At 34.9% G+C, this 16,383-nt stretch carries 14 protein-coding genes; 9 read left to right on the top strand and 5 right to left on the bottom strand.

All coding sequences use genetic code 11. The annotated features are described in order from the left end of the window. Positions 1-135: 135 nt before the first annotated feature. Both DSM03_RS07760 and DSM03_RS07755 read left to right on the top strand, forming a co-directional pair. Positions 136-1,827: a M23 family metallopeptidase gene (locus DSM03_RS07760; protein ID WP_128761002.1), complete on the top strand. Its 1,692-nt coding sequence runs from the start codon at positions 136-138 to the stop codon at positions 1,825-1,827. Positions 1,828-1,832: 5 nt separating this feature from the next. Continuing rightward, positions 1,833-4,295 carry a TonB-dependent receptor gene (locus DSM03_RS07755; protein WP_128761003.1) on the top strand — a complete coding sequence of 821 codons (2,463 nt, stop codon included), beginning with the start codon at positions 1,833-1,835 and terminating at the stop codon, positions 4,293-4,295. On the opposite strand, the gene DSM03_RS07750 is transcribed toward DSM03_RS07755, so the two are convergent. After that, positions 4,296-5,441: a cysteine desulfurase family protein gene (locus DSM03_RS07750; RefSeq protein WP_128761318.1), complete on the bottom strand. Its 1,146-nt coding sequence runs from the start codon at positions 5,439-5,441 to the stop codon at positions 4,296-4,298. 107 nt (positions 5,442-5,548) lie between these two features. Between DSM03_RS07750 and DSM03_RS07745 the strand changes: the two genes are divergently transcribed. Beyond that, positions 5,549-6,487, top strand: a complete 939-nt coding sequence (locus DSM03_RS07745) for a hypothetical protein (protein WP_128761004.1) — start codon at positions 5,549-5,551, stop codon at positions 6,485-6,487. Here the strand turns inward: DSM03_RS07745 and DSM03_RS07740 are convergent. Continuing rightward, positions 6,484-7,026, bottom strand: a complete 543-nt coding sequence (locus tag DSM03_RS07740; protein WP_128761005.1) for a Smr/MutS family protein — start codon at positions 7,024-7,026, stop codon at positions 6,484-6,486. The genes DSM03_RS07745 and DSM03_RS07740 overlap by 4 nt on opposite strands. A 93-nt stretch (positions 7,027-7,119) precedes the next feature. Here DSM03_RS07740 and DSM03_RS07735 point away from each other — a divergent pair, with 93 nt between their 5' ends. From DSM03_RS07735 to DSM03_RS07710, 6 genes are all read left to right on the top strand, one after another. After that, positions 7,120-9,276 (top strand): T9SS type A sorting domain-containing protein, encoded by a 2,157-nt coding sequence (locus DSM03_RS07735; RefSeq protein WP_128761006.1) that lies wholly within the window; start codon positions 7,120-7,122, stop codon positions 9,274-9,276. Between the two features lie 3 nt (positions 9,277-9,279). Beyond that, a complete protein-coding gene (locus DSM03_RS07730; protein ID WP_128761007.1) occupies positions 9,280-9,555 on the top strand; it encodes a DUF2752 domain-containing protein in 276 nt (91 codons plus the stop codon). 1 nt (position 9,556) lies between these two features. Continuing rightward, positions 9,557-9,883 (top strand): CCC motif membrane protein, encoded by a 327-nt coding sequence (locus tag DSM03_RS07725; protein ID WP_128761008.1) that lies wholly within the window; start codon positions 9,557-9,559, stop codon positions 9,881-9,883. Positions 9,884-10,026: 143 nt separating this feature from the next. Next, positions 10,027-11,313: a mechanosensitive ion channel family protein gene (locus DSM03_RS07720; RefSeq protein ID WP_128761009.1), complete on the top strand. Its 1,287-nt coding sequence runs from the start codon at positions 10,027-10,029 to the stop codon at positions 11,311-11,313. Between the two features lie 52 nt (positions 11,314-11,365). Next, positions 11,366-12,445 (top strand): endonuclease/exonuclease/phosphatase family protein, encoded by a 1,080-nt coding sequence (locus tag DSM03_RS07715; protein ID WP_128761010.1) that lies wholly within the window; start codon positions 11,366-11,368, stop codon positions 12,443-12,445. Positions 12,446-12,450: 5 nt separating this feature from the next. Next, positions 12,451-13,368, top strand: a complete 918-nt coding sequence (locus DSM03_RS07710; RefSeq protein ID WP_128761011.1) for a mechanosensitive ion channel family protein — start codon at positions 12,451-12,453, stop codon at positions 13,366-13,368. 74 nt (positions 13,369-13,442) lie between these two features. Here DSM03_RS07710 and DSM03_RS07705 read toward each other — a convergent pair whose 3' ends face one another. From DSM03_RS07705 to DSM03_RS07695, 3 genes are read right to left on the bottom strand one after another with little or no spacing between them, the layout of a single operon-like run. Beyond that, a complete protein-coding gene (locus tag DSM03_RS07705; RefSeq protein ID WP_128761012.1) occupies positions 13,443-14,789 on the bottom strand; it encodes a GntP family permease in 1,347 nt (448 codons plus the stop codon). A gap of 4 nt (positions 14,790-14,793) precedes the next feature. Continuing rightward, entirely contained in the window at positions 14,794-15,279 is a 486-nt protein-coding gene (locus DSM03_RS07700; RefSeq protein ID WP_128761013.1) for a gluconokinase, read from the bottom strand. Further along, positions 15,276-16,169, bottom strand: coding sequence for a DUF72 domain-containing protein (locus DSM03_RS07695; protein ID WP_128761014.1), 894 nt, complete (start codon positions 16,167-16,169; stop codon positions 15,276-15,278). Before DSM03_RS07695 ends, DSM03_RS07700 begins: the two co-directional genes overlap by 4 nt. Positions 16,170-16,383 lie beyond the last annotated feature (214 nt).

Raw genomic sequence — 16,383 nt, 5'->3', positions numbered from 1 at the left:
AGACATAAGACTATTTTTACAATACAAGCTTATAGTAACAAATAGTCTGCACCTAATAAATATCACTTACAATAATTAGATTGCCGTAGCGATTTACACAGTAGGTCTTCACAAAATATTTATCTTAGCTTTTCTATGAAAAAAAGAATTACACTCCTATTATTAACTATAAGTTTTGCTTTAAAAGCGCAATCTGATTTCCCTCAAAATGAATTTATTCCACCATTAAGAATACCTACTGTATTTGCCGGTACTTTTGGAGAATTGCGCAGCAATCACTTTCATAGTGGCCTTGATATAAAAACACAACAGCGTACTGGACTTGATGTTCTGGCAAGTGCAACGGGTTATGTAAGCAGGATTAAAGTCTCTCATTATGGTTACGGTAAAGCACTTTATATCACGCACCCTAATGGATATACTACGGTTTATGGTCATTTAAATGCATACGAACCTACCATCGAGGAATATGTAAAAGCTAAACAGTATGAAGCCGAAAGCTACGAAATAGAACTTTTTCCTAATCCTGATGAGCTTCCGGTAACTCAGGGAGATTTGGTAGCTTATAGCGGCAATACAGGTGGAAGTGGTGGTCCGCACGTTCATTTTGAAATACGAGATAAAAATGAGCGCCCGCTAAACGCGCAACTCTTTGGTATACAAGCACCAGATCATCGCGATCCTTTATTAAAAGATTTGGTCGTTTATCCAATAAGCGACAGCAGTCAGGTGAATCAATCTCAAAAGCAACAGCGTTTACGTTTTGCAAAACAACCTGACGGAACCTTTTTAAGCGAAAAGATCAACGCCTATGGCCCTATTGGATTTGCTTTGGGAACTGTTGACCAGCAAGACGGTGCAAATAACAATAATGGTATCTATAAGATTGAAACCACACTGAATGGAGAAAAGACATTAGAAGTTGAGATGGACAAATTCTCTTTTGCAGAGACACGCTATCTCAACCGAATGATAGATTATGCACTTTTTGAAGGTGAACGCGACCGAGTTCAAAAGCTATTTATTGAGCGCAACAACCCATTGAGTATTTACAAATTTGAGAAAAATAAGGGCGTTTTAAATCTAACTCAAACCGGTAATTCTTCTATATACACCATTACAGTTTCAGATATACAAGGAAATACGAGCAAACTGGTTGTACCTATAAATATTAAAAAGGATACTATTTTAACAACTAAGAACAAAAAAACTAGTCCATATTTTGTTCAAGCAGATGCGAGTCAGAATTTTGAAGTTGGTGATTGGGACATTTTCATTCCAGAAGGTTCATTCTATGATGATTATTCCCTTGACATTTCAGCAAATACAGATGCTTTGCATCTTGATGAAGATTTAATTCCTGTACATAAATACATCAGACTTGCGTATGATGTTTCTGATTTTCAGTCTCAAGATCGTGAAAAACTTTACATAGGCAGAGTAAATTATAAAGGTCTACTTCGCTTTGAAGGAGCAAGACTTGAAGACGATCACATTACTGCAACCGTTAATGCATTAGGAGATTTTAAATTGGGGTTAGACACCAAACCTCCTAAAATCCAATCTTTAGATTTTACAGATGGAAAATGGATATCGAGTTTAAATACAATAAGCTTTAAAATTACTGATCAAGACACGGGTATAAAAAGCTATCGCGCTACCATCAATGGGGAATTTGCTTTGATGGAATATGAATACAAAAAAAACCTGCTCACCTATAACTTTGAAGATGATATAAGCAGCAGTGGTGCAAATGCATTCAAACTCATTGTGATTGATAATGTAGGAAATAGTACTACTTTTGAAGCAACCTTTTATAGAAAATAAACCTATTGAAAGCGCTACCCCATTATTTATTTTTACTTTTTTGCTTTGGGGTCGCTCCAGCTTTACTTGCACAGACAGCAACTTTAAAAGGTATTGCCTTTGATCAAATTAATATTCCACTATCTGATGTTAATATTTCGTATGCCGATGGAGGAACACTTACCGATGAAAGCGGATTCTATTCTTTAGAAATTCCTGCAGAACGCGTTATCACGGTTCGGTTTACACACGTAGGATTTAAGACTTTAGAAGTTAAATTTTCCCTTCAGAAAAATGAGCTCTTTGAATTTAATCCTGTTTTAAATACAAAGATTGAGCAAATAAGCGAGGTTGTTATTTCATCTGAAAATCAAGATAAAATAGAGGGTATCGTGAGTCTAAACCCAGAAACTGTTCGCAAAATACCCGGTGCAAATCCCGGAGTTGAAAATCTATTGCAATCCCTACCCGGAGTAAGCTCTAATAATGAATTGAGTACCCAGTATGCTGTGCGTGGTGGAAATTATGATGAGAATCTGGTTTATATAAATGATATTGAAGTCTACCGACCCTTTTTGATACGCTCTGGCCAACAAGAAGGACTAAGCATCGTCAATTCTGATTTGGTAAGGAATATAGATTTTAGTGCCGGAGGATTTCAGGCTAAATATGGAGATAAATTATCTTCGGTTTTAGATATCACGTATCGCCGGCCGGTAGATTTCGCAGCTTCTGCAGATCTCAGCCTGCTGGGTGTTAATTTTTCTGCTGAAGGCTTGAGTAAAAATAAAAAGTTTACTGCACTTGTAGGCGCCAGGTATTGGGATAATAGCCTTTTGGTAAATGCTAAACAAACTGAAACAAATTATAAACCCAGATTTACAGATCTACAAACCTACTTTACCTATACCTTCAATTCTAAATTTGAATTAGATTTTTTAGGAAATATAGGTATAAACAGGTATAGTTATCAGCCGCAAACCCGCCAGACAAACTTTGGTACTCTAGCAGATCCCATAGCACTCATTGTGGCTTATAACGGCCAGGAAGAAGATAAATACGAGACGAATTTTGGAGCCATCTCAGGAACATATAAGCCTAATGGTAATCTAAACCTGAAGTTAACAGCCTCTTCCTATCACACGCAGGAGCAAGAACATTATGATATTAATGCGCAATATGCTTTAGGGACACCCAACACAAATATAAGAGATGATTCCGGCGGTGAAGTAGATTTTACAAGAGCAATAGGTTCGCAGCTTACACATGCTCGTAATAATTTGGATGCTTTGATTGTAAATATTCAACATAAAGGGCAGTATCAAAAGGGAAGCGATCAGCTAGATTGGGGGTTAAAATATGCAAGGGAATCAATTCGTGATCGCTTGCAAGAATATGAGATTATTGATTCTGCCGGGTTCTCAATTAGACCACCACTTGAAGGATTGACTAATCAGCAGCCTTATGAAGCATTTGATGCTCCACTAGAGCCCTTTAGTTCAAGGAGAGCACAGAATGATGTGTTAATTGATAGAGTTTCGGGATATCTGCAGTATAGCAAGCTTCTCAATTGGAATACTGCCAAAGCCTGGTATAATCTAGGTATACGCAGTCAACTATGGACGGTAAGCGGACAGGATATCGCTTCTAAAACCCAAGAAGTTGTGAGTCCGCGTGGACAATTCAGTCTAAAACCGAATTGGAAAAATACAGATATGGTTTTTAGGCTATCAGCCGGAATGTATCATCAGCCTCCTTTTTACAGAGAATTGCGAGATATGCAAGGGCAAGTTGTTCCTGATGTGAAAGCACAGCAAAGCATTCATCTAGTAGCCGGAAACGACTGGAGTTTTAAACTTTGGGATCGGCCTTTTACACTTACTAATGAAGCATATTACAAATTTTTAAGCGATGTAAATACTTATACTTTAGAGAATGTAAGAATACGATATAGAGCAAAAAATGATGCGGAAGCCTACGCTTATGGATTTGATCTTAGATTATCTGGAGAGTTCGTACCGGGAACAGAAAGCTGGATTAGTCTGGGATTCCTAAAAACGGAAGAAAACATTCAAAACCGCGGTTATATTTCCCGGCCAACAGATCAACTGCTTAAATTGGGCTTTTTATTTCAGGATTATGTGCCCACGATTCCTGATTTGAAATTGTATCTCAATATGGTTTATCAAACTGGTTTACCCGGTGGATCACCTAATTATGCAGACCCTTATATATATCAAACTCGTTTACCGTTTTATTTTAGAGCCGATGTTGGATTTGCCTATACAATTATAAATCCCAAAAGTACTTTTGAGAAAAACTCGATTTTTAAAGAACTTAGTCTCGGCTTGGAAATTTTCAACATCTTTGATCGCAAAAATAGCATCACCAATACGTTTGTAAGGGATGCTGCTACTCAACAACAGTATGCTGTGCCAAACTATCTAACACCTCGTGTTTTTAATTTAAAACTCAGAGCTAGGTTTTAATTATGCAATAAATTCTTTTAAAGTAGATACAACATAATCAACTTCTTCTTGGGTATTTTCGTGAGAAAAGGAGAAACGAATAGAAGGCTTGTCTAACTTATCTTTAGATAAAAACGCATTTAAAACGTGACTTCCTTGATCACTTCCGCTCTGGCAAGCACTACCTTTAGAACATGCAATTCCCTTTAAATCTAACTGAAATAAAAGCATTAAAGCTTTATTAGGAGGCACCGGTAAACATACATTCAATAGTGTATAAGTGCTAAGGGTTCCGTCGTGACAGTTTCCATTAAAATTTACTCCTGGAATATTGTTCTCGAGCTGCTCCTTAAAATACCATTTGATTTTTTCTATATGCTTACGTTCAGTATTAAGATTTTCCTGAGCTTTTATCAGTGCAGTTTCCATACCTGCAATATTATGCACTGGCTCTGTTCCTGCACGGCTTCCGCGTTCTTGACCACCACCAAAAATCAAAGATTTAACTTTACTATTTTTCCGAAGAAAAGCAAAACCAACACCTTTTGGTCCGTGAAATTTATGAGCAGCTGCAGCGATAAAATCAACTGGAATTTCAGTAAGATTCAAATCAAAATGACCTACCGATTGTACCATATCACTGTGAAATAATGCATCGTGAGTTTTTGCCAATTTAGATACCGCTTCGATATCTAACATATTACCGATTTCATTATTGATATGCATCAGGCTTATTAAAGTCTTTTCTTTTTTTTCTACTAATAAGGCTTCAAGGTTGTCCATATCAACACTACCACACTCTTTAATTTTAACCATAGAAACCTCGATGTTGTAAGCCAATTGTAAATGCTCTACCACATGAATTACGGCGTGATGTTCAATAGGACTCGTGATAATATGACGCACACCAAGATCACGTACAGCACTATTGATAATAAGGTTATCTGCCTCAGTACCACCGGAAGTAAATACAATCTCTGCAGGAGTTACGTGTAAATAACCTGCGATTGTTTTTCTAGCCTGTTCTATAATTGTTTTTGCTTTACGCCCTACAGCATGGGTTGAAGAAGGATTACCCGGGACATTGCGCATAACTTCAATCATACGATCTAATACTTCAGGGCGAATAGCTGTAGTTGCAGCATTATCAAAATATACTTGCGTCATCATTAAAATTTAGAGGCACAAAATTAACTAGAATAAAATTATTTAGACCTCATTAACGTTAGTAAAGTTCAATTCGGTTATTTTTGCCCAAAATCATTTACCGCGCTATGAAAAAGCACCTGTTTTTACTATTTTATACATTGCTATTAACTTCTTGTGATGACGGTGATGTTATTGTCACTTCATTTGATTTTAGTGATCAAAATGTAGCGTATTGTTCTACTGTAGATAACAACGAAACAGAAGTTACTAACTATATTTTTTATAAAATAAATCCGGATACAAACGAAGCTATCGCTTTTAGAATTAGTACAAGTGATCCTATTTTAACCGAGCCTAGCGGAACAAATACATACATTTATACGCTAGGAAGTAGTTCTTCAACTTTTGTTTCTTACCGTATTTTTAATAATCCTGTAACTTCAGATTATTTTTGTTCTGAATTACCACCGACCCAACCTACCGTTTCTAAAGAATATAAAAGTGCAGAAGGCACAGTGACTATAGTAACTCAAGGAGATTATGATGACAACGATGGTATTGATGCCGAATTTGAGATGACATTATTAGGCGAAACTGACTACGACGGGGATGGAATACCCAACTATTATGATTTTGATGATGATGGTGATAATATCCCAACAATTAATGAAGGAGTTGCTTTTAATGAAGATGGGTCAATAGACATAGAAGGATCATTAGATACTGACGGTGATGAAATCCCTGATTTTTTAGATCCTGACGATGATGGCGATGGTGTGCTAACTATAAATGAGGATAAAGATAGAGATTTAAATCCTTCAAATGATCAAACAGTTGATGGTGTCCCTGATTATTTAAATGATACTGAAACAACAGATTACGAAATAAATGAATATAGACTTCATAGCTTTGCATTAGATAATATCACATTGACAATCAATTTAACAAATCTTGTTTTCGTTAATGAAGATGGTAGTGAAACCATACGCCAACAAGAACTTTATTTTGGTGAACTTAACGCTGGGTCAGAAACAACAACAGTAAAACCAGAATTTCTAAATTAATTTTGATAAATATAAATTTCTGTAGCTCCTAAACCGTATTTCTGGTAGTCTGCATCATAGAATTTAATATTTTCATATCTAGAAAAGAGGTACTCAAGTTCTGCTTTCAAAACTCCGGCTCCTACACCGTGAATAAAAACAACCCTTTGAATACGCTTTTTTAATGCAAACTCTAGCTTATGCCTGGCCGTATCAATCTGCAGGTTTAATTTATCGTGAGAAGACATACCTCGCTCATTTGAGGTAAGTTGATGAATATGTAAATCTACTTCCATTGGAGGTATTACACCTTTAAGCTTTTGAGTAGTACTTTTCTTCTTTTTATAAGCTTTTTCCTTTTCAGAAATCAAGGCCTCAAAGTCATCGAGTTCCTCAATCTCTAAATCATGATTAGGAACAATTTCTTTTGTGTTTACTTCAAATTCAAAACCGTCTTCTGTAGAAATAAAAATCCTTTCTCCTAAAATTTTCGTAATTACACCAGACAAGTCATCGTCTAAAAGTGTAACTGACTGACCTATTTTGAATTGTGAAATCATTATTTAACTATTAATTCGACAAAAAGCACTAAAAACACTTTGAACAACTCAATTCATATTGTAAATTTAGTATCTTCGCAAAAATATTCCTTTATGAGAAATTTTTACTCCAAATTATTCTTTTTAATGCTGCCAATCTTGGCTTCGGGTCAATTGTATATTGGTGAAGGCTCAAGCAACTCCTATGTTTATAATAAAGGAGAAATTGTTTTTGTAACTCAAGATGTAAATCTTCAAGGGGATCCAGATCAAGAGGGTGGTAATTTTTACCTCAGAGAAGAAGGGCAATTGATACAAGGGAATGAATCCAGTTTAAATGAAGGTAATGGTATCGTATCTGTTTTTCAACAAAACACAAGAAATAAATGGGATTATCATTACTGGTCTTCTCCTGTAGGAGACCCTACAAACACTATTCCTCTAAGCAACACAGGTACTAATGGTTTTGGAAACTCTGACGGAAAAGGGAATTCTCGTTTTTATCAACCTGATGATAATAATGGTGGTATTTATCAGCCGCTCAGTGAGACTTCTATAGAGTCAAATCCTGTCCCATTCATTGGAGGTTATGATAGTCAAATAGTTTCAGGTAGTTATGAGATACCATCTTATTGGCTTTATAAATTTGTAACATCAAATAGTTATGGGCAATGGAGAAAAATTGATGGAACAACATATAGCCTTAATCCCGGAGAAGGTTTTACTATGAAAGGGATTGGTACAGATATTTCTATAGCTGGTGTTGAACGATCTCTTGATTTTAGAGGGCGCCCTAATAATGGCACTATAAAGGTAGCTGTTGCAAATGAACAACTCACCCTTGTGGGAAACCCATATCCCTCTGCTATGAATTTATCGTATTATTTATTATATAATTCTGGGCAAAGTGTTACTGGTTGTAATTTACCCTATCGATCAGAAATAACTCCTACTTCGGGTAATCAGGTAATTACCGGTGCTGCTTATTTTTGGGAGTCTGATCCTACTGTTCAGTCACATTATGTTAAAGATTATCAAGGAGGTTATGGAACATTCACTCCAATAGATTGTAGTTATTCTGGAAGTTACGCACCTGCAATTTTTGTTAAGGCTACAAATGAAGGTGAAAGAGCTTTAGAACCCGTTCCTAATTTAGATCAAAATGGTGATCCTATTTATGTTGATGGAAATGGTGATCCAATACACGCTGATGAAAATGGCATTCCTTATGAGTTTGTACCAGATTATGATACAGATGGTAATCTTCAATATGATGAAAATGGTGAAATAATTTATGAAATGCAAACAATAGCTACAGGTAAAACTGGAGAAACCATTGAGCGACGTTTTGCTCCAGTTGGCCAAGGTTTTTTTATTGAAGGTACTACTAGTGGTTTTGCTACTGCACTTAATGCATTTAGAGTTTTTGTTAAAGAAAGTATTCCTAATAAATCTCAATTTAAACAATCTTCATCAACTACCTCTACTTCAAAAATAGCTAAAAATAGTGTTGCTAACGAAGCATCTGCATTGAAAGCCGGAGCAGTGAGTTACGATCAGGATGGCTTCTTAATTTTACCTGAATTTAATATTGAAATCCTTATAAACGATTTATATATAAGACGCATCAAAAGTATTACTTATGATGATTCTACCTTAGGTTTTGATAATGCAAAAGACGGAGATAATATATCTGAACTGAATACAGATATAAGTTATGTAGTTGAAAATTCAGAAAGATCCGTAATAACTAATGTTTTTCCTTACGAAATAGATGTAAAATTACCTTTAAAAGTTTCTGGAGCCGCTGAAATTAACACCTATGAAATGCAAGTCTCCGAATTAAACTTCACTCCAGACGAGAGCATTTATCTTCACGATAAGCAAACTGATGAATATCACGATATCTTAAACGAATCTTATGAATTTGAACTAGAAAAAGGCACGTATACAAATCGATTTGAAATTGTTTTTAAAGATGCTAAGACTCTTGACGTAGAAGAAATTGAAGAAGTTAAACGCTCTTTTAATATCTATCAGAACAATGGTAGAGCTGAATTGACTGTATTAAATCCACTAGAAACTGAGCTGAAAGAAATCAACGTTTTCGACATTAGCGGTCGTTTATTGGTATCTAAATTAAATGAAGGTACAAACTCAAAAGTTACTATTCCTTCTGGCGCTTGGAGTGATGGAATCTACATAATACGCGTAACAACTCGTGAGAATATTGAATATTCTAAAAAAATATCTGTTAAAAATCTAAAATAAATTATGGAAGAGTATATGCTTCCTTGTCTTACTAAGAAGTATTTTGGCTTTGAGTGTATGGGTTGTGGTTTACAACGATCTTTAGTGGCTCTTTTTAAGGGCCATTTTACTGAAGCATTTTCACTATATCCTGCTATATTCCCACTAGTATTTTTAGGCATTGCCATTGGGGTTAATATTTTTTTTAGTTTAAAATATGCTAATCGTATCATTTCATTTTTGGCAATCTTATCTGTAACAACTATTATTGTAAGCTATATCCTTAAACTAACAACCTAATATGGAACAACAAAAATTACCTAACGCAACAATATCTTTAATTTTAGGAATAATCTCTTTTATTGCCTGCTGCTTCAGTTCTGGCTTTGGAGGAGTAATACTCTCAGCTATTGCTCTCTATCTTGCCAATAAAGACAAAAAAGTAGCCGAAAAAAATCCTGAGCTTTATGAAAATTATGGTCAAGTTAAAACTGCCAGAATTATTGCAATCATCGGTTTAGCACTATCTATTATAATATCAATTATATGTTTAATTTTTATTATAATATTTGGTAGCGTAGAGGCTATACAAGAATGGGCCATAGAAATGCAAAATGCTCAAGCATAAATACAATTACAATTGAAATATAAAGTCTGAAAACGTATGTTTTCAGACTTTTTTTATTTTAACAAATCAACAAAAATCTTGACAATTGTATTGGTTATTCTTCTCAAACGAATGTCTACTTTTGCCAAATTAAACACGCTTAAATGGCTTATCAGTTAGATACATATTTAAAAGATTTTACAGAATACATTGAGAATTGGGGAATCGTTCCTTTCTATGCTGAAATGCTTTCGGTTTTCATCAATGGTTTTATTTTTATTCTACTTCTCGCGCTATTAGATAAACTTCTTAAAAGAGTTATAGTTGAGGTCTTTAAAGTATTTAGCAATAAAACAAAGACTTCTTTTGATGACTTTTTAATTCTTACTAATTTTCCAAGATATATAGCTCATATTATTCCGCTAGCTATATTTAAGTGGTTCTTTATTCAGCTTTTAGTAGATTATCAAGTTACTTTATACTGGCTATTAAAAGCCTTTAATATTTATGTAATTCTTCTGATATTAAAAATCTTAAGGAGTTTACTTAGAACCTCAAGAGATTATTTTCAAACTAAAAAAGAATTCCACGATAAACCCCTCCAAAGTTACCTTCAGGTAACGATGTTGTTTTTATGGGGTATAGGTATTTTCTTTTTTACACTAGAAATTTTTGATAAAAACGCAATGAATTTTGTATTACAGCTGGGAGCTGCATCTGCTGTGATACTACTCATTTTTAAAGATACCATATTAGGTTTTGTAGCTTCAATACAAGTTTCTATCAATGATATTGTTCGCATTGGAGATTGGATAACGTTTAGCAAGTATGGTGCAGATGGTTATGTTACTGAAATAAACCTTGCGACCGTACGCGTACAAAACTGGGACATGACCTTTACTACAATTCCCACCTACAGTCTTATTTCTGATTCTTTTCAGAACTGGAGAGGAATGCAGGAAAGTGGTGGTAGACGTATCAAAAGATCAATAATGATTAAACAAAACTCAGTCAAGTTTCTAACTTCTAACGAACTATCTGAACTCAAAAAAATACAACTCGTAGCTCCTTATATTGAACATATGGAGAAAGAAGTCATTCGCAGCAATCGTAAGCACGATGTTGACGACAGTCTTGCTATCAATGGACTCAATCAAACAAATCTAGGAGTTTTCAGAAAATACATTGATGCTTATTTGTATGAACACCCGGGCATTAATAAAGATATGTTTATGATGGTTAGGCACTTACCTCCTACTTCTCAGGGTATTCCTATTGAGATCTTCTGTTTTAGCAGTGATAAGCGCTGGGAAAATTATGAACTTATCCAAGCAGATTTATTTGATCATATAATTGCTGCTGTACCCTATTTTAATCTGGAAATCTTTGAAGAACCTTCTTCAAAAGATATTACAAGTTTCTTAACGCAACAACAGGATTATAAAAGTTAGCTTACACAAAATTGAAACTTGAAGTTTCATTAACCTTACTAACCTAACCCGAATGACTTTTAAAAACGTTCTCCAAATTCTTGGGGGTATTGCTGTTGTGCTTACACTTGTGCCATTTGTTGCGGCAGATTATTGGTGGATACGTGTTTTTGACTTTCCGCATATGCAGCTAACTATTTTTACAGCTATAGCTACAATAGCTTATTTAATGAAGTTTGATATTAAATGGGCTAAGGATTACGCTTTTATGGCAATTATGATAGCTTGCCTTACCCTACAAGCCATTAAAATTTACCCCTACACTCCCATTTCTCCATTTGAAGTTTTAAATTCAACTGAGGATAATACAGAAAGTCAATTTAGTGTTTTGGTATCTAATGTTTTACAGAAAAACAAAAATCATAAACTCCTTTTAAAGGAAGTAAAACAAAAAGATCCGGATATTTTACTTCTCTTAGAAGCAGATACAGTGTGGCTCAATGCAGTTAATAATAAACTAAAAGAAGAATATCCCTTTTATAGAGGTGCCCCTATTAGCAATACATATGGTATGCTTTTGTATTCAAAATTACCCCTCATCAATCCAGAAGTTCATTATCTCATAGATGATAGCATACCATCTATTGATGCTCAAGTTCAATTAAAATCAGGTGATAAAATTCAACTTTACGCAATACATCCTACTCCCCCTATGCCGCAACATAATACACGCTCTACAGATCGTGATGCAGAGATGATGAAAACTGCTTTTAAAAGCAGAAAATCTAAATTACCAGTATTAGTAATAGGTGATTTCAATGATGTCGCATGGTCAGAATCAACAGAACTCTTTAAAGAAGTTAGCGAGCTACTCGATCTTCGAATTGGCAGAGGCTTATTCAATACGTTTAGTGCAGATAGTAATATTATGCGTTGGCCCTTGGACCATATTTTTGTTTCAGAGCACTTTAGAGCTGTCGAGGTATTAAGAGGATATGACATAGATTCTGATCACTTTCCTGCATATGCAAAACTCAGTTTAGAACCTGAAGGAAAGGACTATCAATTACCTAAACTACCCACGGAAAGTCAACTTAAAAATGCTTATGAAATTATAGAAAAAGAAGCTACTCAAAAAGACACTAAGCAATAATATTCATGCAGACCGATACAACTAAAACGCTATCAGAATCCTTTAATAACTTCTATAATAATTTTATAGATCAATTACCTGGGATAGGTCTTGGCTTGCTTATCATAATTTTAGGTTTATTGCTAGGAGCTTGGATTGGCAATTTTGCTAAAAGGCGAATCTCTCAGCAAACAAAAGATCCTCTGATGAGTCGGTTTTTAGGCAAAGCGATTCGTATTACCTTTTTTATAATTGCCGTGATGCTGGGTTTAAAAGCCGCCGGACTTGGAGCTATTGCTACAGGAATATTAACTGCTGCAGGAGCAAGTGCTGTCGTTTTAGGTTTTGCATTTAAAGACATTGGAGAAAATTTTATCGCAGGAATTATTTTAGCTTTCAACAGACCTTTTAATGTGAATGATACTGTTGAAATAGGCGAGAATTTTGGTAAAGTAAAAGCACTAGAATTTAGATATACAAAACTTAAAACTTTTGACGGAAAAGATGTCTACATCCCCAATAGTGATGTACTCACAACACCGGTGACTAATTATACAGAAGACGGTTTTTTCCGATGGACGTTCATAATTGGTATTGCTTATGAAGATAATATTGACGAGGCTAAACGTGTTGTTATGGAAGCTCTTAAAGCCGAACCTAATGTTATAGAAGACGAGGAGCACGAGAATTTTGTTATTGAGGACGAATTAGCTACCAGCACGGTAAACTTAAAAGTTTTTTTCTGGGTTGATACTAAAGACTTCCGAAGAATGGCTCTAATCACAAAAGGTAATGTGGTTCGCAAAGTAAAAGAAGCACTTGAAGACAATGGCTTCTACATGCCTGCAGATATTCAAGAAATTAAATTGTATGGTGCTACAAAAGATTCACCTTTCCGTTTTGAACAAGCACCTATTTCTCCTAAAATTGAAAAAACAAAATAATAAACTGAGTAAATCACGTTTTTCAAGCATTTAAAAAATTAAATCTCAAATACAACCAAATTCTTAAGACTCGCTTAAACCAAATACCACAAAGTTGTTGATACCACTAATCCTGTAGCAGCAATTAAAGTGGTTAAAACAGACCAAGTCTTAAAAGTTTGTTTTTCGGTGAGGCCTAGATATTGTTTTACTAGCCAAAATCCGCTATCATTTACATGAGAAAATATAGATGCTCCTGCAGCAATCGCTATGACTAATATAGCTAATTGCATTTCTCCATAATCTGCAGCAGCAAGTAACGGGCTTGTTATGCCTGCTGCCGTAATCATGGCAACCGTAGATGATCCTTGCATAACACGTACAATAGCAGCAACTAAAAAACCAAAAACCACTGGTGGAAAATATTCACTTGAAAGTGATGCTGCGATCCCTTCTCCTATTCCTGTATCTATTAATATTTGTTTAAATGCACCTCCAGCACCAGTTAATAAAATAATCACTCCGGCTGGATATAAGGCCTTAGTTGAAATTTTCAATAATTCTTCTTTAGCAACATTTCTACGAATGCCTAAAACATACCACGCAATAATGTTTGCCAATATTAATGCGGTAAATGGATGTCCTAAAAGAGCTATTAAAAAAGAAATTGGTTGGGGTATTGACCAATCTTCAACCAACGGACTCGTAAATACGGTGTTTAGTACTATTAAAAATATAGGAAGAAATATAATACTCAAAATAGTTCCTGCGGAAGGTAATTCTGTTTTTGACTTTTCTTCTTCAAAAGATTCATATGGTGCATCTATATGTATTCTTTTTGAAATAAATTTTGCAAAAAACGGACCTGAAATCGCTGCTGTAGGAATACCGGTTACAAAGCCAAAGACAATCACCCAGCCTAAATTTGCTCCTAAAATATCCGCAACGGCAATAGGCCCCGGCGTTGGCGGAATAAATGCATGCGTAACAGCCAAACCAGCCAAAAGCGGCAAAGCATAAAGCAACAAAGACTTCTTAGTATTTCGCTGCAGTGCGTATATCAATGGAATTAAAATGATAAATGCCACATCAAAAAACACAGGTATAGCAATAAAAAAACCTGCCAGCATAATTGACCAGGGGGCTTTTTTAATTCCGAATTTTGATAAAAGATACTGGGCCAATTGTTGAGCTCCACCAGAATGTTCTAACACTGCTCCAAAAAGCGAACCTAACCCTACTACTGTTGCGACAAAACCTAACGTTCCTCCCATTCCTGTAGTGATCGAATCTAGAATACTATCTGGATTTAGACCACTTAACGCTCCTACTACAATACATACAATAAGTAATGCTAAAAATGCTTGGAGCTTCAATTTCAATATTAAAAATAAGAGTAAGGCTATGCCTGTAATAACAGCAAATAGAAGCTGGTAATCCATAATTTTATGAGTCTAGTTTTTGCAGAATTTCTTCAGTAATAGCTTCGGGAGTCTGATCTATTGAAACATGTATCCCGTAATCAGCTTTTTCTAACGTGTTAATTTGAGAATGCAAAAGATCTGATTTAAAAAAATGATTTTTTCTCGCATTTAATCTGGATTCTAAAACTTTAAAACTCCCGTCTAAAAAAACCCATTTCACATTAACTTTAGAAGACAGTGTTTTTCTGTACGATTCTTTGAGAGCAGAACAGGCCAAAACCGCTCCTGCTTCGGTTTTCCATTCGGTTAATTTTTTCGCTAAAGTTTGCAACCAAGGTTCGCGGTCAGCATCGTTAAGTGCATAACCTGCTTTCATTTTATCAACGTTCGCCTGAGGATGATAGTCATCTGCATCCTTAAAAGGAATATCTAATTTGTCAGCTAAAAGTCTCCCTATAGTTGTCTTTCCTGAGCCGGATACACCGGCTACAATAATCAAATTACTCATAAATCTAAAGTTGGATTTTCTGAATCAGTTCCCGGAAGGTGTAATTGAAAACCTAAACGGTCATTCATTTGTCTAATAAAATGTGTAGCCAGCAAAGGAGATTCTTTTTCAACGTTCTGGTGAATAAAAAAATCTATTTTTTCGATTCCCGCTTCAATCCAAGTTTCTAAGCGATCTACCCACGCATCTAACCTCTCATAATCACTAGGATGATTAGCACCTACAAAACGTATAAACGCCTCGCTATTAGTCATTCTCATATGCATAATATCTCTTCTTCCGGCAGTATCTACGAGTACATTAGCAATATTATTTTCTTCTAATAAATGATATAATTTCTGAGAAACTGCTTCATTATTAAACCAGTCAGTGTGCCTAAATTCAATTGCCAACGGTACTTCATTAGGCCAAGCTTCAACAAACTGCTCCACCCTATCCCAGTTTTTAGGCTGAAAATTATTATGCATTTGTAAAAACACACAACCTAGTTTCTCCTTTAATAATAAAGTATGATCTAAATATTCTGGCAATAGCTCTGCGGCACTGATCAAACGCTTTAAATGACTGATGTTTTGGGTTATTTTAGGAAAAAACTTAAAGTTAGCAGGAACTTTATTATACCACTTTTCAAATTGTTCTTTCGGAAAAAGTCTATAAAAAGTAGCATTCAATTCAATTGAATTGAACTGTCTCGAATAATAAGCTAATTCATCTTTTGTACCTCTGGGATAAAAACCTTTTAAGTCTTGTTTATTCCATTTTGCACAACCTACGTATAATTCTACTGGCTTTTTCGTAGCTTTACTGTTGAGTAACACTTCAGTATCCGGATGGTCCGAAGGTAAAGTAAAATCTATGCTTCCGGGATCATCTACTTTTCCAAATTTCATTTTAACTGACTTTAAAGGTGATTAAAAACTAAATTAGGACAAGCACTAATATAGCAATAGCTTAAATATATAATTTGCAACTGTAAAAACACGTTTAAGGAGTAAGCTATTCGGTTTTTTAATAACTATTATTTTTGTAAATCTAATTTTGACTGAATAAATAGTAATAAATTTCGGCCATAAATAATGACACAACAGCAACTCTAATTGAATT

It is taken from the genome of Leeuwenhoekiella aestuarii (genome assembly GCF_004104055.1).
In the GTDB taxonomy this organism is placed as follows: Bacteria; Bacteroidota; Bacteroidia; order Flavobacteriales; family Flavobacteriaceae; genus Leeuwenhoekiella; species Leeuwenhoekiella aestuarii.
This window is presented reverse-complemented; position numbering and strand designations above follow the sequence as displayed.